Origin of the sequence: Janthinobacterium sp. JC611, assembly GCF_018682595.1 — a bacterium.
Classification (GTDB): domain Bacteria; phylum Pseudomonadota; class Gammaproteobacteria; order Burkholderiales; family Burkholderiaceae_D; genus Janthinobacterium.
On the sequence record NZ_JAFLJN010000025.1, the window covers coordinates 347461 to 369753 of the forward strand.

General features: G+C 63.1%; 23 protein-coding genes. 11 read left to right on the top strand and 12 right to left on the bottom strand.

Annotated features, from left to right (window positions below; all coding sequences use genetic code 11):
• Positions 1-3: 3 nt before the first annotated feature.
• The 3 genes from J0O65_RS19695 to J0O65_RS19705 form a co-directional block, all read right to left on the bottom strand.
• Positions 4-1002 (bottom strand): EDSAP-1 family PEP-CTERM protein, encoded by a 999-nt coding sequence (locus tag J0O65_RS19695; RefSeq protein WP_215408919.1) that lies wholly within the window; start codon positions 1000-1002, stop codon positions 4-6.
• Between the two features lie 108 nt (positions 1003-1110).
• Positions 1111-2091 carry an EDSAP-1 family PEP-CTERM protein gene (locus J0O65_RS19700; RefSeq protein WP_215408920.1) on the bottom strand — a complete coding sequence of 327 codons (981 nt, stop codon included), beginning with the start codon at positions 2089-2091 and terminating at the stop codon, positions 1111-1113.
• Between the two features lie 187 nt (positions 2092-2278).
• Entirely contained in the window at positions 2279-3511 is a 1233-nt protein-coding gene (locus J0O65_RS19705; protein ID WP_215408921.1) for a glycosyltransferase, read from the bottom strand.
• A 134-nt stretch (positions 3512-3645) separates the two neighbouring features.
• Between J0O65_RS19705 and J0O65_RS19710 the strand changes: the two genes are divergently transcribed.
• The 4 genes from J0O65_RS19710 to J0O65_RS19725 all read left to right on the top strand — a co-directional run bounded on the left by J0O65_RS19710 (position 3646) and on the right by J0O65_RS19725 (position 5281).
• The gene (locus tag J0O65_RS19710; protein ID WP_215408922.1) at positions 3646-3819 is read left to right on the top strand and encodes a hypothetical protein; all 174 of its coding nucleotides are present in this window, start codon (positions 3646-3648) and stop codon (positions 3817-3819) included.
• 278 nt (positions 3820-4097) lie between these two features.
• Complete coding sequence (locus tag J0O65_RS19715; protein WP_180979422.1) at positions 4098-4235, top strand: hypothetical protein; 138 nt, start codon at positions 4098-4100, stop codon at positions 4233-4235.
• Between the two features lie 129 nt (positions 4236-4364).
• Entirely contained in the window at positions 4365-4733 is a 369-nt protein-coding gene (locus J0O65_RS19720; protein WP_215408923.1) for a hypothetical protein, read from the top strand.
• Between the two features lie 89 nt (positions 4734-4822).
• Positions 4823-5281: an acyl-CoA thioesterase gene (locus J0O65_RS19725; protein WP_034750191.1), complete on the top strand. Its 459-nt coding sequence runs from the start codon at positions 4823-4825 to the stop codon at positions 5279-5281.
• 89 nt (positions 5282-5370) lie between these two features.
• Here the strand turns inward: J0O65_RS19725 and J0O65_RS19730 are convergent, their stop codons facing one another.
• The 5 genes from J0O65_RS19730 to J0O65_RS19750 form a co-directional block, all read right to left on the bottom strand.
• On the bottom strand, positions 5371-6777 hold the full coding sequence (locus J0O65_RS19730; protein ID WP_215408924.1) for a DEAD/DEAH box helicase: 1407 nt from the start codon (positions 6775-6777) through the stop codon (positions 5371-5373).
• 380 nt (positions 6778-7157) lie between these two features.
• Positions 7158-7679 (bottom strand): helix-turn-helix transcriptional regulator, encoded by a 522-nt coding sequence (locus tag J0O65_RS19735; protein ID WP_215408925.1) that lies wholly within the window; start codon positions 7677-7679, stop codon positions 7158-7160.
• Positions 7680-7684: 5 nt separating this feature from the next.
• The gene (locus tag J0O65_RS19740; protein WP_215408926.1) at positions 7685-7963 is read right to left on the bottom strand and encodes a hypothetical protein; all 279 of its coding nucleotides are present in this window, start codon (positions 7961-7963) and stop codon (positions 7685-7687) included.
• 34 nt (positions 7964-7997) lie between these two features.
• Positions 7998-8786, bottom strand: coding sequence for an enoyl-ACP reductase FabI (gene fabI, locus J0O65_RS19745; protein WP_215408927.1), 789 nt, complete (start codon positions 8784-8786; stop codon positions 7998-8000).
• 112 nt (positions 8787-8898) lie between these two features.
• Positions 8899-10311 carry a transglycosylase SLT domain-containing protein gene (locus tag J0O65_RS19750; RefSeq protein WP_152251132.1) on the bottom strand — a complete coding sequence of 471 codons (1413 nt, stop codon included), beginning with the start codon at positions 10309-10311 and terminating at the stop codon, positions 8899-8901.
• Between the two features lie 339 nt (positions 10312-10650).
• Here J0O65_RS19750 and J0O65_RS19755 point away from each other — a divergent pair, with 339 nt between their 5' ends.
• A complete protein-coding gene (locus J0O65_RS19755; protein WP_215408971.1) occupies positions 10651-11223 on the top strand; it encodes a DUF1415 domain-containing protein in 573 nt (190 codons plus the stop codon).
• On the top strand, positions 11223-11417 hold the full coding sequence (locus J0O65_RS19760; protein WP_034779267.1) for a DUF1289 domain-containing protein: 195 nt from the start codon (positions 11223-11225) through the stop codon (positions 11415-11417). Before J0O65_RS19755 ends, J0O65_RS19760 begins: the two co-directional genes overlap by 1 nt.
• 158 nt (positions 11418-11575) lie before the next feature.
• On the opposite strand, the gene J0O65_RS19765 is transcribed toward J0O65_RS19760, so the two are convergent.
• Positions 11576-12082 (bottom strand): DUF1993 domain-containing protein, encoded by a 507-nt coding sequence (locus J0O65_RS19765; RefSeq protein ID WP_215408928.1) that lies wholly within the window; start codon positions 12080-12082, stop codon positions 11576-11578.
• 261 nt (positions 12083-12343) lie between these two features.
• On the opposite strand from J0O65_RS19765, the gene J0O65_RS19770 reads away from it, so the two are divergent.
• On the top strand, positions 12344-15475 hold the full coding sequence (locus J0O65_RS19770; RefSeq protein WP_215408929.1) for an EAL domain-containing protein: 3132 nt from the start codon (positions 12344-12346) through the stop codon (positions 15473-15475).
• 3 nt (positions 15476-15478) lie between these two features.
• On the top strand, positions 15479-17761 hold the full coding sequence (locus J0O65_RS19775; RefSeq protein ID WP_215408930.1) for a xanthine dehydrogenase family protein molybdopterin-binding subunit: 2283 nt from the start codon (positions 15479-15481) through the stop codon (positions 17759-17761).
• Between the two features lie 3 nt (positions 17762-17764).
• Here the strand turns inward: J0O65_RS19775 and J0O65_RS19780 are convergent, their stop codons facing one another.
• A complete protein-coding gene (locus J0O65_RS19780; RefSeq protein WP_215408931.1) occupies positions 17765-18196 on the bottom strand; it encodes a thioredoxin family protein in 432 nt (143 codons plus the stop codon).
• A gap of 276 nt (positions 18197-18472) precedes the next feature.
• Here J0O65_RS19780 and J0O65_RS19785 point away from each other — a divergent pair, with 276 nt between their 5' ends.
• Positions 18473-19390 carry a 23S rRNA (adenine(2030)-N(6))-methyltransferase RlmJ gene (locus J0O65_RS19785; RefSeq protein WP_086147479.1) on the top strand — a complete coding sequence of 306 codons (918 nt, stop codon included), beginning with the start codon at positions 18473-18475 and terminating at the stop codon, positions 19388-19390.
• A 194-nt stretch (positions 19391-19584) separates the two neighbouring features.
• On the opposite strand, the gene J0O65_RS19790 is transcribed toward J0O65_RS19785, so the two are convergent.
• Both J0O65_RS19790 and J0O65_RS19795 read right to left on the bottom strand, forming a co-directional pair.
• Entirely contained in the window at positions 19585-20334 is a 750-nt protein-coding gene (locus J0O65_RS19790; protein ID WP_215408932.1) for an SAM-dependent methyltransferase, read from the bottom strand.
• A gap of 17 nt (positions 20335-20351) precedes the next feature.
• On the bottom strand, positions 20352-20960 hold the full coding sequence (locus tag J0O65_RS19795) for a Maf-like protein (RefSeq protein ID WP_215408933.1): 609 nt from the start codon (positions 20958-20960) through the stop codon (positions 20352-20354).
• 223 nt (positions 20961-21183) lie between these two features.
• Here J0O65_RS19795 and J0O65_RS19800 point away from each other — a divergent pair, with 223 nt between their 5' ends.
• Positions 21184-21681 carry a YceD family protein gene (locus J0O65_RS19800; protein WP_215408934.1) on the top strand — a complete coding sequence of 166 codons (498 nt, stop codon included), beginning with the start codon at positions 21184-21186 and terminating at the stop codon, positions 21679-21681.
• Positions 21682-21948: 267 nt separating this feature from the next.
• Positions 21949-22131 carry a 50S ribosomal protein L32 gene (gene rpmF / locus J0O65_RS19805; RefSeq protein WP_034749653.1) on the top strand — a complete coding sequence of 61 codons (183 nt, stop codon included), beginning with the start codon at positions 21949-21951 and terminating at the stop codon, positions 22129-22131.
• Positions 22132-22293: the final 162 nt, after the last annotated feature.

Below are 22293 nucleotides of genomic sequence, written 5' to 3' on the forward strand. Positions count from 1 at the left end.
GCGTCAACGGTATCGGTGGCGTCGGCTCCTCAGGACGGCCAGGGCGGCCAGGCCGGCCGCCAGCAGCGGCAAGGTGCCCGGCAGCGGGATCGAGGTATCCGTCGGCACGTAAAGCAGTTCAGAACTGTTGAGCATGTTCAACACGAGCGTGTAGCTGCCTGCCACAAGATTGTTGGTGATGGCGCTGAACTCCGCGCCGCAATCGGTGCCGGTGCCTGTGCCCGTGGGGGAGCCGCAGCCGCTGGGGTCGTACGTGAGCATGTTGCCGCTGGTCAACGGCGTTTGCGCGTAGCCCGTGTTCAGGTTGGCGCCATCGCTCGCCTCGATGCCTCCCATGATGCCCGAACCAATGATGCCGTCGGGCGCCCAGTTGAAGACGATCTGGCCGTTTTCATCGATGATGCTGAAGGTGAGCGCCAGGCTGGTGCTGGCCGCCGAGCCCGTGCCAGCCTGGGCATCGAGATACAGTTGCATGAAGGGCAGGGCCCGGAAGTCGAAGCCAAGGGTCGCGCCCGGCTCGCCGACGACGAAATTGACGGCCATGGCCGTGGTGGAACCGTTGCGGCCCGAGGCGTCGGCGCTGCCGCCGCCCGCCAGGTAGGTTTCCGCCACATTCACCGTGTGCGTGCTGGTCGAGCCAGGCGGGAACGGGGGGATCTGCGAACTGATGATCTGCGCATCGGCGCGCGCGTACGAGGCATTGCCCATGCCTTGCTGCGTAAAGTCATTCTGTCCCTTGCTGACGGCGCCGCGCGTCGCTTGCGCAGCGTCAATCTGGTTGCTGCCGCCATGGATGACGCCGCTGCCGTTGAGGGTGGCGGTGGTGCGCGACAGGTCGATGTTGCTCAGCAGGGTGACGGAGCCGGTGGGATTGCTGATCACCAGGCCAAAGACGCTGGTGTATGAATAGCCGTACGCGGCGGCGCTGGCAGTGCCGCTGCCACCCAGCAACAGCAAGGCCAGCAGGGTCATTGGCAGTCGGGTGCAAGTAAGTGTAGTCATGAGTATCCTCATCTCCTGGTCGGCTGCGTTGTAAGGAAAACCGACAGGCTTGCCGCATAAAAAAAGGCGAGGAGATTTCCCTCGCCTGTGAACGCCCCCGGTAATGACTCAGGCACGCGCTTTGCGGCGGCTGGCGTAGCCCAAGCCAGCCAGACCCACGCCCAGCAGGGCCAAGGTCCCCGGTTCCGGTGCCGCCTGTTTCACCAAATCTACGCTTTCCACCGCGTTCAGGGTCAGGGTGTAGTTACCGGCGGTCAAGGCATTGCTGACGGAACTGAAGTTGCCGCCGCAAGCCGTGCCGGTACCCGTGCCCGTGGGCGTGCCGCAACCGGTGGGGTCATAGGTGAACAGGTTGCCGCGCGTCAGGAAGTTGGTTGCCAGGCTGGTGTTCAGGTTGGCGTCATCGGTGTTCTCCGTGCCGCCGAAGATGCCGGAGCCGACCACGCCATCGGGAGTCCAGTTGAAGACGGTCGCGCCGGTCGCGTCGGTGATGGTAAAGGTCACCACCAGGTTGGCTGTCGCCGTGGACAATACGCCCACCGTGCTTTGCAGGAAGACCTGCATGAAGGGCGAGGCGAGGAAATCAAAACTCAGCGTTGCCGTGGGGGAGCCGACGATGAAGTCGACGGAGAAGCCCGTGGTCGAGCCGTTGCGACCCGAGGCATCGGCCGTGCCGGCGGGACCGTCGAGGTGGGCTTCTGCCACGTTGACCGCCTGGGTGGAGGTGGCGCCGGGCGGGAACGAGGGGAATTGCGTGCTGACGATCTGCGCATCGCCGCGCGAGTAGTTGCCCGAGGGACCTTGTTGCGTGAAGTCGTTCTCGCCCTTGGTGACGGCGCCGACGTTGGCGCGCGGCGCATCGAGCGAGCCGGCGCCGCCGTTGATGACGCTCACGCCATTCAGGGTGGCCGTGCTGCGCGAGATGGTGGTGCTGTTGGCCACGGTGATCTGCCCCGTTGGCACGCCGATGACCAGGCCGAAGATGTTGTTGTAGGAATAGCCGTAGGCGCCCGCCTGTGCGCTACCGGCGGCGCACAACATGGCCAGAGCGGCCGCGGCCGGGAGCAGTTTCAGTTTAGAGAGTTTCATTGTATTCACCTCATGGTTGAGTGAGTCTGGAAGTTTTGCCTGAGTCCTGTCGGCAGGTGCTCATGACCAGACTTAAGCGACTTCCATGCCAACGCATGAGGGTCTTTTGAAATCAAGGGCTTGGCGTGCTTTTGTTGACGTAATGCAGGTGTTCCCGCACGCGCTGTAAGAAAAACCGACGTCGTCGTCAAGGCTGGCCGTCACGTGGCAACGAACCCAGCAAGGCGTGCACATGGGATAACAGGCGTTGCCCAGGCACATAGTCGCGCATGGCCGTGGCCAGCTGACGCGCCGCCAGCCTGGCCTGGCCATCGTCGAGCATGCGCGTGGCCGCATGGCGCAAGGCGGTTTCCTGGAAGCGGTCGGCGCGTAGCAGCAGGCCGGCGCCGGCGCCGGCGATGCCGTGCATGTTGAGGAATTGATCGAGGTTGCCGGCAATGCCGATGACGGGCACGCCTGCCGCCAGCGCCTGCTGGCTGGTGGGACTGCCGCCATTGCAGATCACCAGGCTGGCGCGCCGGGCGGCCGCGTCGCCCGGCAAGAAGGGGGCGACATGGGCATTCGGCGGCACGGCGTCGACGCGGATGGTGCCGGCCGTGGCCGCCAGTACGGTGACGGGCAGGGGCGCCAGCGCGCGCAGCACGCGCGGCAGCAACTGCCCCTGGCCGGAACTGCCCAGGGTGACATAGATGATGGGCCGTCCGCTGCTCAGTTCCGGGCGCTGCCACCAGTCCGGCAAGTCGAGCGGCGGCGCCCAGATGATGGCGCCCAGGTAGTCGTGCGTGGACGGCATGCCGTGCGGCGGGAACAGTTGTGGAATATCCGCGTACAAGGTGCGGTCGGCATCCGTATAGATGCGCCGCAGGTCGCTGCCCAGGGATGGCAGGCCGTGGCGACGGCGCACGCGGTTCAGCGGCACGGCGTGCGAGGCGAAGGCCAGCGGACGGATCAGGCGGAACAGGGGATGGGCCAGCCAGATCGGCAGCATGCGTGTCAGGGGCAGGCTGGGCACCGTGTAGTGCTGGCGCACCCAGGGACTCCAGTAGGCATTGCTGACGGTAAGGTAGGGAATGCGCTGCAGGCGCGCGCTGACCGACAGCGACAGGCGAAAGTCGCCGATCACGAGATCAGGCCGGACGGCATCGAGCAGGCGCAAATCGTCTTCCACATACGCGTGCAGGGCGCTTTCCGTGTAAACGGGTTTGCCAAGGGCCAGCGCCTGCAGGAATTGCAGCGATGAAATACTGTCGATGCGCCAGCGCCGGAAGGTGGCCTGCTTGAAGCAGAAATCATAGCCATCGGCGCAGGCAAAATGCACCTCATATGCTTCCTCGTCCAGGCCCTGGGCCAGGCTCAGTGGGCGGCCGACATGGGCCAGGGTCACTGCCTCGGCCATAAAGAGGATTTTCTTGCGCGCCATGGGGATCGCTTGCACTCGCAGGAGGAGATACTGCCAAGTTGGAGCGGCGCCACGCTGTTTAGTTCCCCTTGGCCTGCCACTGGCGGGCGCCGGGATTTGGCCGCATCGGCTACAGTGGGACAAAGGAGGCCATCATGCAAGCACAATCCCGTCATGCCCCGCGGCGTGCGCACAGCACGCCCGAACCCGATATGCCGCCACCGCCGGAAGGCGATCCCCTCACGCCGCCGCCAGAGCAGCCGCCGCACATCGAGCCCGTGCCGGTCGAGGAGCCTATGCCGCCACCACCGCCCGTGAAAATGCATTGACGGGGGCGTCGACGGGGGCGTACTGCGCGGCGAGTCGTGCGCGGCCCACGGCAGGACACGCCCGTCATGGCGGGGGCGGGGAGATGCGCGCCATGGCTATTTCCAATCGGAAATGGACTGCGCGATGGCCGCCAGCGCCGCGCCATTTAAACAACAAAAACGCCAATAAATGTTGCCGAGTGGATACAAATCAAGCGCTAACTGTCGAGTGTCATGCGGCCGTCACGGTTCTGTTCTTATAATGAGACATCATAAAAATTCTTGTACAGGAGACCATCATGGGCAATTCCTTGCATAACAAAATTTACCTGGGCCGGCGCCCTGTGATCACCAGCAAAAACCTCGTGGCGCTGGCCTTGGCCGGCGCCGTGGCTGGTTGCGGCCTGGCATGGCTGCTGCTGCGCAGCTACAAATAGCGGTCATCACGCCCGTCTTTCCGCCGCCTGGCCGCATGGCGGGCGGCGCTAGATTGACGTTGCCTGTTGCCGATGCGCAGCGGGGCGCGTACCATGGGGGCCGAACACCTGGCCTTTTATGGAAAAGTAATGAAGAACGAGAAATTAACAACCGATGAATATGACGCGCTGGAGCAAGTTGCACGCGGCATCAAGACCGAGCGCCCCAGCGCTTGCGTTGCCCGCAATGCCAAGCGCCTGTCCGGCCTGAAGCTGCTCAGCTATGCCCGCGATGGCCGTCTGTCCATCACCGAGAAAGCACAGCAGCTGCTGTTCCTGCGCCGCTGCATCATGGGGCTGCGCGCCGTCGCCGCCGATCCGCTGACCAAGCTGGATGCGGACGTGGCTTACTTCCTGGGCAAGAAAGCCCACATCGTGGCGCGCGCCGACGGCGAGGGCCACGACATTTCCGACAAGGGCCGCGACTCGCTGGCCGACATCGATACCCTGGGACTGTAACAAGCTGTCCCAGCCACCGGCCCCTGGGGCCGGTTTTCACATCCTTCCTCACTTTTAATTTCCCCTTGGAGAACACTTTGGACAGCGCGATGAACTGGTCGGCCCACGAACTGACGATGACGGTCTTGATGACGCCCGATATGGCCAATTTTTCCGGTAACGTGCACGGTGGCACGATCCTGAAATACCTCGACAGCGTCGCCTATGCCTGTGCCAGCCGTTATTCGGGCAGCTATGTGGTGACCCTGTCGGTGGACCAGGTGATGTTCTTGCAGCCTATCCACGTGGGCGAGCTGGTGACGTTTCTCGCCTCGATCAATTACACGGGCACGACGTCGATGGAAGTAGGCATCCGCGTGGTGACGGAAAATATCCAGCAGCGTCTGGTGCGCCATGCCAACAGCTGCTACTTCACGATGGTGGCCGTGGATGCGAACCGCAAGCCGGTGGCCGTGCCGCCGCTGGTGCTGGAGACGCCGGAGCAGCACGCGCGCTTCGAGCAAGCCAAGCTGCGCAAGCTGTCGCGCCAGAAGGTGTCGAAGAAGTAAATGCGCCGGGCAATAAAAAACGGCCACCAGAGCGATCTGGTGGCCGTTTTTTTTATTGCCTGCCGCCTGGCGGCGGCATGGCGTCGTGATTAACGGTCGCCGTAGCTGCGGCGTGCGCCGTCGGTGCTGCGCGGGTTGGAACCCTTGTAGCCGCCGCCGGTGCTCGGTGCGCCGTCCTTGCGTGGTGCGCCCGGCTTGCTGAACGTGCGTTGGCCTGGCTTCGCGCCGCCACGGTTGTCGCCTGGTTTCCAGCCGCCTGGACGGGCGCTCGAACGTGGTGCCGATGCCGTTTTCTTCGGCTCGAAACCTTCGATGACATTGACCGGGATCAATTGCTTGGTGAAGCGTTCGATGCGCTTGACGTTCATGCCTTCAGCGTGGTTCACCAGCGAGATGGCCAGGCCATTGCGGCCAGCGCGGCCGGTACGGCCGATGCGGTGGACGTAGTCTTCCGGGAACTTCGGCAGATCGTAGTTGAACACGTGGGTGATCGTTGGCACGTCGATACCGCGGGCGGCAACGTCGGTGGCAACCAGCACTTTGACCTGGCCGCGGCGCATGCCGTCCAGGGTGCGGTTGCGCGCGCCCTGGTGCATGTCGCCGTGCAAGGCGGCAGCCGAGAAACCGGCGATGTTCAGACGGTCGGCGATGGTGTCGGCGTCACGCTTGGTGGCGGTGAACACAACAGCCTGGTCCAGCGATTCGTCGCGCAGCAGGTGGTCCAGCAGGCGATTCTTGTGCGACAGATCGTCGACGAAGTGCACGCGCTGGGTGATGTTTTCATGCTTGTTGCTCGAGCTTGCCACCTGGATGACCAGCGGGTTTTTCGTGATGCGGCGCGCCATGTTGCCGACCACGCCATCGAGCGTTGCCGAGAACAGCATGGTTTGACGGCCTTCCGGCGTCGCTTCGACGATTTTTTCGATGTCGTCGATGAAACCCATGTCCAGCATGCGGTCGGCTTCGTCCAGCACCAGGATTTCCAGTTGCGAGAAGTCGATCTTGCCCGAGTCCATGTGGTCGATCAAACGGCCTGGGGTGGCGACCAGGATCTCCGGATTCTTGGCCAGCAATTGCATCTGTTTCGGGTAAGGCATGCCGCCCAGGATCGACACGGCCTTGATGCGGCGGATGCCGGTGCTGTACTTGTCGGTGTTGGTGGTCACTTGCAGGGCCAGTTCGCGCGTTGGCGTCAGCACCAGCATTTTTGGCTGGGCAGCCTTGAAGCGTGGACGCTCGCCGCGGGCGCGCGATGCTTGCATTTCCTGGTTTGGCGTCTTGCCGGCGGCGCTATGTTCGGCGCTGGCCAGTTTGTGCAGCGATGGCAGCATGAACGCTGCCGTCTTGCCCGAACCGGTCTGCGACGAGACCAGCAGGTCACGGCCTTCGATCGCGGCGGGAATCGCTTGCGACTGTACCGCGGTTGGCGCGGTGTAGCCCGATTCGGTCAGAGCGGCGAGGATGGACGGATGCAGGCCTAAGGATTCAAATGTCATTCTTTTCTTTCGTAAAAATCAGCGTTCTTGCAAAAAGCAGAACGCAAAATAGCAACGCCAACCAAAACGAAATGACTCAACTAGAAAGAAATTTCGGCACAAAAGCTTTGCGCCGGGACGGTGTCAGGTGCGACACACAAGGCGGGAGGGCTTTATAAGCGGCATCCTGTGGATGCGCCAAGGCTTGCGAAGCTGCTAAGTTTGTAGTGCGGTGACTGCGGTGTTGCCATCGCTTCAAGGGAACATATTGCAGCGCACAACGACACTATACCGTATTTGATGCCGTTTTGCACGGCCTAAATGGGAAGAAACGACAGTCCTAGCACGTTTTGCTCATGTTTCCTATGTGAAATCAGTAGGAATACGTAGTTTTCTTCCGTTTAATGGAGCATAGCCACGATGTCGGCGGGCAGCGGCGGCGCCTGTTGCATATCCCTGGCCAGGTTGATTTGCCGGGCCGCTTGCGCCACGTCAACCAGGCTGCGTTCCAGCTGATAAGTCCCCTTGGCCTGCAGCCAAGCCAGCACGTCGGCCAGGTGCCAGATGGTGGCGCTGCCCTCATGCACGGGCGCGGGGAAGCTGTGGCGGTGTTTGTTCATCAGCTTGTGCAGGTTTTGGCGAGACAAGCCCAGCACTTGTGCCACGTCGGTCAGTCCCACGAAGTCGGGGGCGGCCTCGGCCAGCACGGCCCCGGGCACGACGGCTTTCACATCGGCCATGGCGCTCAGCAGCGCTTCGCTGGCATTGCTGGCCTCGCGCGTGAATTCCAGTGCCAGGCGGCCCGCTTGCCCGATGCCGGCCAGGGCATCGTCGCAACCGCCGCCGCCCAAGCGCTCAGCCAGCGCATCGAAGTCGGTTTCGTTGTCGGGCAGGCGGTATTTGAGAGTGAAGATGTAATCCATGATGGCTACCCTTTGGATTTGCGTTGCATGCAGTCGCGCATCAGCCTATTGAAAGTGCAATTGTCGACCACCCGCCGGATCGCCCGCGCATGGTTGCCGGGATTTTTCGGCGTGCTCCAGATGCAGGCGATGCAGAATTCGCCGCAACGGCAGTTGGCATCGTTGTACGGGCAGCAGATCTTGCCCCAGGCATGGCTGCCACCCACTTCCACGCGCCAGCCCTGGTTTTCCGCGTGGCGCAGCGCCGCTTCGATCTCCTTCTTCGGGGGCGGGGAGTGTGCCATGCGATGCCTCCAAGGAATTTCGGCCGTCACCGCATTACTCTACTTCCGGATTGACGGCCATCACTTGCGAAAAGCCGCCATCGACGTAGGTGATCTCGCCCGTGATGCCCGAGGCCAAGTCGGACAGCAGGAAGGCGGCCGTGTTGCCCACCTCGTCGATGGTGACGTTGCGCCGCAGCGGGGCGTGCTCGGCGACAAAACCCAGGAGTTTGCTGAAGTCCTTGATGCCGGACGCGGCCAGTGTCTTGATGGGGCCGGCGGAAATGCCGTTGGCGCGGATGCCGCGCGGACCCAGCGATTCGGCCAGGTAGCGCACGGACGCTTCCAGCGAGGCCTTGGCCAGGCCCATGGTGTTGTAGTAGGGCACGGCACGCATGGCGCCCAGGTAGGTCAGGGTCAACACGCAGGCGCCCGGATGCAGCAGGGGCAGGGCGGCCTTGGCCATGGCGGGAAAACTGTAGGCGGAAATGTCGTGCGCGATGCGGAAGCTGTCGCGCGACAGGCCGTCGAGGAAGTCGCCGGCGATCGCCTCGCGTGGCGCGAAGCCGATGGCGTGCACGAGGCCGTCGAGGTGTTCCCAGTGGCGCGCCAGGTCGCTGAAGACGGCGCTGATCTGTTCATCGCTGGAGACGTCGCAGTCAAACACCAGTTCGCTGCCGAATTCCGCCGCAAATTCCGTGATGCGCTCCTTGAAGCGCTCGCCCACATAGGTGAAGGCGAGGGTGGCGCCTTCGCGGTGGCAAGCCTTGGCGATGCCATAGGCGATGGAACGGTTCGACAGCAAGCCCGTGATGAGGATTTTTTTGCCTTGCAAGAAAGCCATGACGACTCCTGTCTGGGTGGGTGGGGCGGATGTACAAGCGGCCGCGACAGCAAAGCTGTGGCGGCCGGTGGGGTCAGATGCTGATTGGCTGCAACGCCTGACTCAGGCGTCCTCAGTGGCGGGCCTTTGCCCGGCTATTGCCGCCGCCGCGCTGGATGCGTGGTTTGACCAGCGAAATGGGTGCGGCCTGCACCTTGCCGCCCTTGGTGGCGCGGCGCACGGCCTTGGCGACCCGTTCCGGACGGTCCGCTTCCAGCAGCATGGTGGCGCTGTCGGCAATTTCCTGGGTGATGTCCTTGTTCATCGTGGCCGAGGTTTTCGGCACGAGGATGGTGGAGCCGGCGCGCAAACGCGTGCGCTGGGGAATGTTGTTGGCCTGGCGCAGCACGTCGGCCGTGGTGCCGAATTTCGACGCCAGGGTTTCGATGCGCTCGCGCGCGTTGGTGATCTTGTGCGTGGTCCAGCTCGACAAGGCATGGCCCCATTGCGCCAGATTGGTGGTGAACTTGGCGGCGTTTTCCTGTGGCAACAGAATCTTGGTCTTTTCGCCGCCGATGATGACGGGGCGGTTAAATTGCGGATTCAGGGCCTTGAATTCATCCATCGACAGCTCGGCCAGCTGGGCGGCGACGGTGATGTCGATGTCGCTGGTCTTGTCGATGGCCGTGAAATACGGCTGGTTGTCGACCACGGGCAGGGTCAGGCCGAACTGGGCCGGATTGGCGATGATGTTTTTCACCGCTTGCAGTTTCGGCACGTAGTTGCGCGTTTCGGCCGGCATCAGGTCGGCCAGGCTTTCGAAGTCGGTCGGCTTGCCCAGCGCCTGGTTTTTCTTGATGGCGCGCTGCACCGAGCCTTCGCCCCAGTTGTAGGCGGCCAGGGCCAGTTGCCAGTCGCCAAACATGTCATACAGGCGCTGCAGGTAGGTCAGGGCCGCATCGGTCGAGGCCAGCACGCCGCGGCGCTCGTCCTTGAACATGTTTTGCTTGAGATTGAAGTCGCGCCCGGTGGCGGGCACGAATTGCCACATGCCGGCCGCATTGGCGCTGGAGAACGCTTGCGGGTTGAAGGCGGACTCGATGAACGGCAGCAAGGCCAGTTCCGTCGGCATGCCGCGCTTTTCCAGTTCCTGCACCACGTGGAAGATGTAGCGCGAGGCGCGCGCCGTGGTGCGGGCGATGTAGTCGGGGCGGGTGGCGTACCAGTTGACGTGGTTGGCCACCAGCTGGTTGTTAATGTCGGGAATCGCATAACCGCTGCGGATGCGGCCCCAGACGTCGGCTTCGCGCAGCGGATCGGAGTTCTCGCTGAGGTTTTTCAGCAGGCGGTCGGTCTTTTGCAGGCGGTTGTCGAGGGTGGGGAGTTTCGCCGTGACCTGGGCGGTCATCGGGATCAGGGCGGGTGCGGCGGCGGCGACTGGCGCGTTATCGCTCTCAACACCGGCTTCGTACGCCTGGCTGAGGGCGGGCGCAAGCGCCAGGGCCAACGCCGCCAGGACGGTAGATTTAAAGGAGTTTTCGTGCATAGTGTTCCATTGTTGTCGTCGGAGAAACATCGGACAGACCCATGATCAAGCTGCGAGTGTACGTATATCCACATGCAGGAGTCAAGAATTATGTCAGCATGATGACAGGAAATAAGCGGCAATAAGAGGGAAACGGCTGGGTTTCCATTCGCAAATGCTGTCATTATTGCAAATTTAATTTGCCCAATGCGTGATTCGGCCGCTGTTATAGCATACATGTCGAGGCGGCTGGCGCAAGGCTGGCAGCCGTCGAGTATGAGACTGCGCAAAGAGTGCGTACAATTTGGCTTTGGCCGGCCATTCGGCTGCCGGTCGCCTTATTGATAGAGAGTCATGCCTATGAACACCCCGCCGCGTCACGACGACGACAACGCCGTCATCATCGCCAATACCGTTGCCTGGCTGGAAAAGGCCGTGATCGGCCTGAACCTGTGCCCGTTTGCCAAGGCCGTGCACGTCAAGAAGCAGATCCGCTATGTGGTGTGCGAATCGAGCAATCCGGAAGATCTGCTGGCGCTGCTGATGGACGAGCTGCAAACCCTGGCCGACACGGATCCCGAGCAGATCGACACGACCCTGCTGATCCACCCGTACGCCTTGAACGATTTCCTCGACTACAACGAGTTCCTCGACGTGGCCGACGCGGCCGTGGAAGACATGCAGCTGGCGGGCGAATTGCAGGTGGCCAGTTTCCATCCGAACTACCAGTTCGCCGAGACGTTCGAGGACGACATCAGCAACTATACCAACCGCTCGCCGTACCCGACCCTGCACCTGCTGCGCGAAGACAGCATAGCGCGCGCCGTCGAGGCGTTCCCGGAAGCGTCGGAAATCTTCGACAAGAACATCGCCACCCTGGAAGCGCTGGGCACCGAAGGCTGGGAAAAGCTCGGCTTGCCGAAGGTTTCCTGATGGCGGACAAGGAACTGCCGCCGCGTCCCGATACGCCCTGCGTGGCCGTGTGCTCGACGACGTTCGACGAAATCTGCCGCGGCTGCGGCCGCAGCGTCGTGGAAGTGGCGCACTGGGTGTCGATGACGGATGAAGAAAAAGAGGTGGTGTGGGTGCGCATCCTGGCGCAGGGGTATCCGCGCCGGAATACTTAATAGCGACGCAATAGAGTATTGCATTACTCCATTGCGTCGACGCTTAAGCAAATCGTAGCGAGCGGCGATGATTTGTGGCTAAGAAGCGCAGCCGTACTCAAGTACGGCGAGCATCGCAGGCCGCAAAGCGCGCCGCGCAGTAGATTTGCTTATGCGTCTCAGAAGCTGCCGATAAAATCCTTTTTACCCACTTCGATGCCATTGTGGCGCAGGATGTCGTACGCCGTCGTCGCGTGGAAGAAGAAGTGCGGCAGCGCGTAGTGGAACAGGTAGGTCTGGCCCGTGAAATGCTTGGTCTTTTCGCCGCTGCCGGTGGTGATGGCGCGCGTCTCGCTGCCGGCTATGTCCGCTTGCGGCAGGCTGTCCAGGAAGGCGATGGTTTTCACGATGCGCGCTTTCAGCTCTGCAAAGCTCTGTTCGCTGTCTTCATACGGTGGCACGGCCACGCCGGCCAGGCGCGCGCCGCAGCCCTTGGCGAAGTCGGTGGCGATCTGGATCTGGCGCACGAATGGCAGCATGTCCGGGAACAAACGGAACTGCAGCAGGGCGTTCGGGTCGATTTTCTTGTCTTGCGTGTGCGTTTCCGCCTTGTCCAGGATGGCGGCCAGGCTGCCCAGGATCTGTTTGAAGACGGGGATCGAAGCGGAGTAGATGGAGAAGGTCATGGTGGTTCCTCTAGGTAAAGTGGCGCGATGATAGCAAGCTGCGCGTTTTTCCGCTTGCGTAGGCCGGGCGCGCCGGCCCGCGTGTGGTTTTTCAGCCCTGTTTATATGGCATGACCTCGGCGCCGGCGCGTGTTTATTGGTGACTTTTCGCGCTTTTTCCATGCATAATTGCTCCTGAAAAAGTTTCTTCCCGCCTGACCACCCGAATTCCCCTGTAAAGTTCCATGATCGCCCGCCTGATCCCTGTCGCCCTGTTGCCGCATGTTTAATACACCTTATCAGCGCCTGCGCGCCAGCCTGCGTGTGCTGTTCGGCTCGTCGATCTATGGCGCCTTGCTGCTGGTGGTGTTTGGCGGCCTGGTCGTACCCGCCCTCTTCGGCAGCTATGTGCTGGTCGGCGTGCATGAGCGCCAGTCCGCGCGCACCAGCCTGAACGAGGCCTTGCAGCGCAATGCCGACATCCTGGCGCTGGGCATGCAGGAATCGCTGTGGAACATGAATGAGGAGTCGGCCCATTCGCTGGTCGAGTCGGTGATGCGCGACCGCGCCGTGCTGCTGGTGAAGGTGCTGGGGCAGGGCGACACGGAATTCATCCGCTTGCAGGCGCCGCAGCGGCCCGTGGGCAATCTGTACCGCGCCGAGCGCGACATCCTCGTGCGCGGCGAACGCATCGGCCACATCGTCGTCGAGATGGACGATGCGCGCAGCCAGCAGGAGCTGCGCGAAAAGCAGGTCTCCTATATTTTCGTGCTGGGCGCGCAGCTGGCCGTGTCGATGGCGCTGATCGTGCTGTTCCTGAACCGCCGCCTGCTCAAACCCCTGCGCCGCCTGACGCGCTTTTCCGACCGCCTGTCGCACGGCGATTTCGACACGCCCCTGGCCTCGCACGGCAATGACGAGCTGGGGCGCCTGACGGCCCAGCTCGAGCAAATGCGCGCGGCCATCGGCCAGCTGTTCGAGGACGTGGGCCAGCGCGAAGAGCGTTTCCGCACCATCGTCACGCAGGTGCCGGGCGCCGTCTTCCGCTACCGGCCCGACGGTCCCATCGATTTCGTCAGCGATGCCATCGAAGACATCGCCGGCTATCCGGCGCGCCAGTTCATGCGCGGCACCACGCATGCCTGGGCCGACCTGATCTGCCCGGAAGACCGCCGCGAGCACCGCCGCGCCGTCAGGCAGGCCGTGCTCGAGGTGCAGCCGTATGCGCTGGAATACCGCATCATCGACGCGTTCGGCATCGAGCGCTGGGTGGCCGAGAATGGCCAGCCGCAGGCGGGCGAGCAGGGCGTCATCTGGGTCGACGGCATCATCGCCGACATCAGCCAGCGCAAGCACCATGAAATGCGCATCGAGGCGCTGCTGACGGAGCAGAGCGCGATCCTCGATAACGTGATGTTCGGCGTGATGTTCGTGCGCCACCGCCGCATCATTTCCGTCAATCGCCGTTGTGAGGAACTGTTCGGCTACGAGCATGCCGAGATGACGGGCAGTTCCACCGCCATCGTGTTCATGACCTCGTATGACTTCGAAGAGGCGGGCGAGCGCCAGTATCCGGCGCTGGCCATGGGCGGCGATTTCAGCGAGGAGCGCCAGTACAAGCGCCGCGACGGCAGCCTGTTCTGGGCGCTGGTGAGCGGCTGCGCGCTCGATCCGCTGCGCCCCAACGAAGGCAGCATCTGGGTGTATGCCGATATCACGGCGCGCAAGGAAGCCGAGGAAAAGCTGCGCCTGTCGGCCACCGTGCTCGAACACATCGCCGACGGCGTGATGGTGGTCGATGCCAGCGGCATCATCGTCGCCGTCAACCCCGCCTTCACGCAGATCACCGGTTATGCCGAGGCGGAGGCGGTGGGCCGGCATTCATCGCTGAACCGCTCGGCGCGCCACGACGCGGCGTTCTACCAGGCCATGTGGGATGAACTGGCCGAGTCGGGCTTCTGGCGCGGCGAAATCTGGCACCAGCGCAAGAACGGCGAACTGTACCTGGAGTGGCTGACCATCAGCGCCGTGCGCGACACGCACGCCGTCACCACCCATTACGTGGGCGTGTTCAGCGACATCACCCTGGTCAAGGAATCGCAGGAAAAGCTCGACCACATGGCCCACCACGATCCGCTGACGGCGCTGCCGAACCGCCTGCTGTTCCACGACCGCCTGCAGCATGCGCTGCTGCGCGCCGCGCGCGAGCAGGAGCAACTGGCCGTGCTGTTCATCGACCTGGACCGCTTCAAGAACGTCAACGACACCCTGGGCCACCATGTGGGCGACGAACTGCTGCAAAAGGTGGCCGGCCAGCTGGCGGCCCGCCTGCGCGAAGGCGACACCCTGGCGCGCCTGGGCGGCGATGAATTCATCGTGCTGCTCGAACGCGTCGACGGCGAATATGGCGCCACGCAAGTGGCGGAGAAACTGATGACCATGTTCGACCAGCCGTTCACGGTGGCCGGCCACGAACTGTTCGTCACCTGCAGCGTCGGCATCAGCCTGTATCCGGACGATGCGCTGGACTTGAACATGTTGATCCGCAATGCCGACGTGGCCATGTACCAGGCCAAGGCGCGCGGGCGCAACGGCTACCGCTTCTATGCGCCGTCGATGACGGGCGAGGGCGTCGAGCGGCTGCGCCTGGAAACCTTTTTGCGCCGCTCGATCGAGAAAAACGAGATGTTCCTGAATTACCAGCCGCAGGTGGAAATCGACACGGGCCGTCTGGTCGGCGTCGAGGCGCTGGTGCGCTGGAACCACCCGGAACTGGGCCTGGTGCCGCCGGCCCGCTTCATCCCGCTGGCCGAGGACAGCGGTTTCATCAATCAGCTGGGCAAATGGGTGCTCGACGAAGCGTGCCGGCAAATGATGCGCTGGCAGGCGCAGGGCTTGCACGTGCCGAAGATGGCCGTCAACCTGTCGGTGAAGCAGTTCGAGCGGGGCAGCATCGCCGGCATGGTGGCCGACATCCTGAAGGAAACGGGCCTGGCGCCGCAACGCCTGCAGCTGGAAGTGACGGAGTCGGTGATCATGAACACGGGCGACGCGCTCGGTTTCATCAACGACCTGCACGCCATCGGCGTGGGGCTGGCCATCGACGATTTCGGCACCGGTTATTCCTCGCTCGCGTATCTGAAACAGCTGCCCGTGCAGACCCTGAAGATCGACCGCTCCTTCATCAAGGACATCTCGACGGACGTCAACGATGAAGCGATCGCGATTGCCATCATCCAGCTGGGCAAGAGCATGCAATTGTCCGTGATCGCCGAAGGCGTGGAGACGGAAGAGCAGGCTGCCTTCCTGCTGCGCCATGGCTGCAAGCTGGCGCAAGGTTATTTATATAGCCGCCCGGTGCTGGCGCAGGATATGCTGGAGCGCTGGAAGCTCATTGACCACGATAAAGGATAGCCCATGGCCGCACAATCTTCCCCTTCGCGCCGCCGTTTCCTGCTCGGCGGCCTGGGCCTCGGCGTGGCCGGCGTGGGCGCCCTGGTGCTGGGCTGGGGCGTGCTGCCCCCGCGCCAGCGCCTGCACGGCGGCACGCCGCTGCCGCTGCAGGATGGCGCCGTGGCCTTGAACGGCTGGCTGGCGATTCAAGCCGACGGCACGGTGCTGCTGGCCATGCCGCGCAGCGAGATGGGGCAGGGCGTGCACACGGCCTTGCCGATGCTGGTGGCCGAGGAGCTCGACGTGCCACTGTCCAGCGTCAAGCTGATCCAGGCGCCCATGGACAAGATCTTCGGCAATGTCGCCATGCTCCAGGACAGCCTGCCGTTCCACCCGGATGACCAGGGGCGCCTGAAGGCGCTGGCGCAATGGACGGTGGCCAAGGCGGCGCGCGAGCTGGGCGTGATCGTCACGGGCGGCTCGTCGAGCGTGAAGGATGGCTGGGGCCCCATGCGCGAGGCCGGTGCCTGCGCGCGCGCCATGCTGGTGGCCGCTGCCGCCGCGCAGTGGCAGGTGCCGGCCGCGCAGTGCCGCACGCAGGATGGCGCGGTGCTGCATGCGGACGGCCGGCGCGCCAGCTACGCCAGCCTGGCGCAGCGCGCCGCCGGCATGGCCCCGGGCACGCCCGTGCTGAAACTGCCCCGGGATTTCAAGCTGATCGGACAGCCGGCGCCGCGCCGCGACACGCCGTCCAAAGTGAACGGCAGCGCGCGCTTCGGCATCGATGCGCGTCCGCCCGGCATGCTGTATGCGGCCCTGCATCTGCCGCCGCGCCTGGGCGATACCCTGGCCGCGTTCGACGCGGCGCCCGTGCTGGCGCTGCCCGGCGTGAAAAAAGTGCTGGACCTGACGCCGCGGCTGCCCCAGCGCGGCACCTCGGTCACCTCGTGCGCGGCCGTGGTGGCCGACACCTGGTGGCGCGCCAGGCAGGCGGCGGCCGCCTTGCCGACGCAGTGGAAGGCTGGCCCGCAGGCGAACCTGTCCAGCGCCGGCGTGTATGCGCAGTTTGCCCGCCTGCTGGATGCTGAAGCGGGCCATGCGTACCACGCCAGCGGCGAGGTGGAAGGCAAGGCCGTGCAAGGTTTGCGGCAGGTCAGCGCCGAGTACCGCGCACCGTTCCTCGCGCACGCCGCCATGGAGCCCGTCAACTGCACCGCGCAAGTCAAGGATGGCAAGGTGATGCTGTGGGTCTCGACGCAGGCGCCCGGCATCGCCGTCGACGTGGCGGCGAAAGTGGCCGGCGTCGATGCGCAAGACGTGGCGATCGAGGTGCTGCTGCTCGGCGGCGGTTTCGGCCGCCGCCTGGAAGTGGATATGGTGGCGCAAGCCGTCGCCATCGCGTTGCAGTGCGGCGGCGCGCCCGTGCAGCTGGTGTGGACGCGCGAGCAGGATACGGCCCACGATATGTACCGTCCCGCCGCGCTGGCGCGCTTTACGGCCCGCCTCGACGAGCGCGGCCGCATCGCTTCCTGGGACAATAAATCCGTCAGCGGGTCCATCACGCACCAGTTCTTGCAGCGCAATTTCGGCTTGCCCGGCGCGGGACCGGACAAGACCACGGCCGAAGGCGAATTCGACATGCCGTATGAAATCGCCAACCAGCGCATCGCCCACGTGATCGCCGACAGCCCCGTGCCGATCGGCTACTGGCGCTCGGTGGGGCACTCGCATAACGCGTTCTTCAAGGAAAGTTTTATCGACGAGCTGGCCCACGCGGCGGGGCAGGACGGCGTCGCCTTCCGCCGCGCCATGCTGGTGCAGCACCCGCGCCACCTGGCCGTGCTCGATGCGGCGGTCGCCAGGGCGGGTACGCCGCCGCCCGGCCATGCGCATGGCGTGGCCTTGCACCAGTCGTTCGGCAGCATCGTCGCGCAAGTGGCGCAGGTATCGGTGGAAAACGGCGAGATCCGCGTGCAGCGCGTCGTGTGCGCCATCGATTGCGGCATCGCCGTCAATCCGAACATCATCGCCCAGCAGATGGAGTCGGCCGTGCTGTTCGGCCTGTCGGCGGCGCTGGGCGGCGAAATCACCTTCAAGGAGGGCAAAGTCGAGCAGGCCAATTTCCACGACTATCCCGTGCTGCGCATGGGCCAGGAGCCGCATGTGGAAACCATCATCATCGCCAGCGCCGGGCACCCGGAGGGCGTGGGCGAACCGGGCACGCCGCCGATCGCGCCGGCCGTGGCGAACGCCGTGTTCAGTTTGACGGGGAAACGGCTGCGCAGCCTGCCGCTGCGCCTGGGGTGATGTTCAATCGGCCAGGGTGGCGGCGAGGAGGGTGCGCAGATTGCAGTCGCGCTGCCAGTCGCGGCGCTCCTGCGTGCTGCTGGCCAGGGCCGCCAGTTCCCCGGCGCTGAGCGCCTGCTGCGCCTGCACCATGCGGTGCGCCAGGCCGCCGTCGGGCAGCACGGTGCCGAAGAAGGCCACGTTGTCCTCGTGCTGGATCAGCAGGGTGGGGAAGTTGTCGATGTCGAGGTCGCCCACCACGTCGGCCTGGTCTTCGATGTCGATCCAGACGAAGTTGGTGTCCGGGTGGCGCGCGGCCAGTTCCTCGAACGTGGCGCGGTAGCTGCCGCAAGTGCCGCACCACAGCGCGCACAGGCAAGCCACCGTCCAGCGCGGGCCGGCCAGGGTTGCCGCGACGTCGGCGCGGTTATCGGTCGTGAGGGTCAGGCTGTGCATGGTCGTATCTATGAGTAGGCGGATGGGCGCCGGGCGCCCGCAGCGCGTATTCTACCGCGCCCGGCGACGCCAGTCGCGGGAATGCATGGGCTTGTTTAGCCGTGTTTTTTGATGCAATCCACCTTTCTGGTGGATAATGCTGATAATTGCGCGCTGATTACGCTGGTCCAAGCTGTTTCCTGGCCCCGCAGCCTGACTCCTCCAGTCTGTTTTCATGCCCTGCCCGGTGTCAGCGCTCCCGCCTTTATTTATTTTTATTATGGAATTAGCCAGCTTATGTTGAGTTACCGCCACGCTTTTCACGCGGGTAATCACGCCGATGTGTTGAAGCATTATGTGCAGATTCAGTTGTTGCAATATCTGAATCAAAAAGATACCGCCTATAGTTATATCGATACCCACTCCGGCGCGGGCGTGTATGCGCTTGACGGCGGTTACGCCTCGAAAAACGCCGAGTACGAAACGGGCATCGCGCCCCTGTGGGACCGCACGGACTGGCCGGCTTCGCTGGCCGAGTACATGAAGCTGATCAAGGAAATGAATCCGAGCGGCAAGATGCGCTACTACCCGGGTTCGCCTTACTGCGCCGACAAGGTCAGCCGCGAGCAAGACCGTTTGCGCCTGTTCGAGCTGCATCCCGCCGATGCCAAGATTCTGGCTGACAACTTCCGCAAGGTCGAGGCGCATGCGCTGGCCCAGGGCGAGCGTCCCACCGTGCGCGGCAAGCGCGTCATCATCACCAAGGCCGATGGCTTCCAGAGCCTGAAGGCCCTGCTGCCGCCGCCATCGCGCCGCGCCCTGGTGCTGATCGACCCGCCGTATGAAGACAAGATGGATTACCGCAAGGTCAAGGACACCCTGGCCGACGCCCTCGTGCGCTTCCCGTCGGGCATGTATGCCGTCTGGTATCCGGTGCTGCAGCGCATGGAATCGCGCCAGTTCGCCGACAAGCTCAAGCAGTTGCCCAGCTCGGACTGGCTGCACGTGACCCTGACGGTCAACACGCCGTCGCCGGACGGTTTTGGTCTGCACAGCAGCGGCATGTTCATCCTGAACCCGCCGTACACGCTGGAGCCGATGCTGCGCGAAGTCATGCCGTACCTGGTCAAGGTGCTGGGCCGCGACGATGGCGCGAAGTTCGTGCTGGAAACGGGCAAGGGCGGACAAAAGAACACCGGTACCAGAAGAGTCTGAGGACACCTGAGCTAACCTACTGCGCGTCGGTATAGGCGGCCTGCGATGCTCACCGGCTCGGCGCCCCCGTACTTAGTACGGTTGCGCTTCTTAGCCACCTCTCCCTTCCGCTCGCTACGGTTTTGTCAGGTGTCGTAACTATCGTAGTTGAACAAAGTAAACGCCACGGCAAATATGTCCGTGGCGTTTGTCGTTTACTGTCCCAATAACAGGAACACGGTCGGTTTCTTGTGGAAGTCCGGTGCCTTGCCGGCGGCCAATTGTTTCTTCCACTGTCCGCCATTCCACGTCTGCACGCTTTCCGTGTCCAGGCTCAGGTCGGTGGCGACGCAGATCAGGGTCGATGGCGCGCATTGCGCGATGAGGGCGTCGAGCATGGCGGCGTTGCGGTATGGCGTTTCGATGAACAGTTGGGTCTGCTTTTCATTGCGCGAACGGCTTTCCAGTTCCTTGATGCGCTTGGCGCGCAAGGCCGCGTCCGTGGGCAGGTAGCCGTTGAAGGCGAAGCTCTGGCCGTTCAAGCCGCTCGCCATCACGGCCAGCAAGATCGACGAGGGCCCCACCAGCGGGCGGACCTTGATGCCGACCTGATGCGCCAGGCGCACCAGGTCGGCGCCGGGGTCGGCCACGGCGGGCACGCCCGCTTCCGAGACGAGGCCCGCATCGCGCCCCGCCAGCAGGGGCGCCAGCAAGCCGGCCAGCGCTTGCGCCGGGGTATTCACGTTGAGTTCGGAAATCGTGATTTCCTGCAGCGGCTTGGCCAGCGGATGCTGGTTGCCGATCAGTTTCAGGAAGGCGCGCGCCGTCTTGGCGTTTTCCGCGACGAAATAATCGAGCTGCGAGGTGAGGTGCCGTACTTGCTCGGGAATGATGCAGGCCAGCGGGTCGGCTGCGCCATCGGACAGGCCGAGGTGGTTGGGGATCAGGTACAGGGTGCCGGTCATATTCTTCTTGTCGGTGATTAAAATGTAAAAAACGCCACGCCCGCCTTGCGCAGCATGCCGGTCAGGGCGATCAGCGGCAAGCCGGTGAGGGCGGTGGGGTCGGTGGTGGCGATGCGTTCGAGCAGGGCGATGCCCAGGCCCTCGTTCTTGGCGCTGCCGGCGCAGTCATACGGTTGCTCGATGCGCAGGTAGGCGTCCAGTTCCGCGTCGGGCAAGTCGCGCACGGTGACGAGGGTCTGGACATCTTCCACTTGCGCCACGGCGGGCGACTGGCGCCCGTCGAGCAGGCACAGGGCCGTATGAAACACGGTCTGGCGCCCGCGCATGGTTTGCAGCTGCAGCAGGGCGTAGTCATGGTTGCCCGGCTTGCCGATCTGTGCGCCATCCAGGGTGGCGACCTGGTCGGAGCCGATGACGAGGCTGCCGGGATAGCGGTCGAGTACGGCTTGCGCCTTCGCTTGCGCCAGGCGCAGGGCCGTGGCGCTGGGGCTTTCGCCTGGCAGGGGGCTTTCGTCGAGATCGGGCACGGCCACCTCGAAAGGCAGGCGCAGGCGTTCCAGGAGTTCTTTGCGGTAAGTCGAACTCGATGCAAGAATCAAGCGCGATGGGGCGGAAGTTGGTATCATTCGGTAGTCGATGGCGGTCGGCATGGCCGCGCTAGTCGGTGTCAGCGGAATTTCACGGAAATTCCAGGGCGCGAAGCCCATAACTGAGGCTTCATGCGGCATGACGGTGTTGATGAAGTTGTCATGTTTATGGCAATGATTGCGTCAAAAAAGATGCTTAGGCTTTGACTCGGTGCTAAAAACCCTGTTATTATCGCAGGTTTTCCGGGGAAATTTTCTACCAATGAATGCTTTTGTGATCGACGCCTTTGATTTTTGTCGTATCAGCGGGAGCCGCGAGGGTGTAACTCCTGTCGCTGAAATGACCCGGTTGACCAAGGATTGTGCAGATAGTTCCGGCGAGATCGCCTGGAAGATCGTCGGCGGCACCAGCAAGCTGGGCTACCCACAACTGACCTTGTCGGTCAACGGCACCGTTCAGCTGGTTTGCCAGCGCTGCCTGACTCCGTATGCTTACGCAATTGATTCTTCGACTGTTCTGATGCTGGGCAAGGATGACGAGCACGCGGACGAGATCGAAGAAATCATCAACGATGAAACGATCGACGTGATCGTCGGCAGCCGCAGCATGGATGCCGCGGCCCTGATCGAAGATGAAGCCTTGCTGGCCCTGCCGCAGGTACCCAAACACGACGTCTGCCCCGATACGGCGCAGCTCGATGCTCTCAAGACTGAAAAGAAGTCGCCGTTCGCGGCACTGAAGGACTTGAAGCCAGAATAAGTTAAGAGAATAAGTAGTGGTGGTAGTTTGTAGGGGGCTCACCAGTCGCGGCGAGCGGTCAGCACAGCAGCTTTGTGTGGTCCCCGTGTAAAGAACGTGTCAAACGCGTGTAGTAATCGAGTATGGCAAGTGTAGTGAAATGTAATTGTAATAAACGATGTCGGTCCGGGCTATTTTCGGGTAGTCTTTGCCGCTGGGATACTCGATTCGCATGTATTTGCCAATCGATTGTGCTAAAATTTTAGAACTTATGTATTAGGAGTCATCATGGCAGTTCAACAGAACAAGAAAACCCCTTCCAAGCGCGGCATGCACCGTTCGCACGACTTCCTGGTCGCGCCGCAATTGAGCGTCGAGCCAGTTACCGGCGAAACACACATGCGTCACCACATCAGCCCTAACGGCTTCTATCGTGGCCGTAAAGTGTTGAAGACCAAAAACGACGAGTAATCGACGTTTTTGTTGGGTAAGATGAAAGCGGTGTTGCGTGGTTATTCGGCGTGGCGCCGCTTCTTCTTTTTTATCGGCTGCAATTCATCTTGCGCACCCGTCATTTTGAATCAAGCTTGCTCAGGCGGTGCATGACATGCCGCGCCCTGCATATGCTCCAGT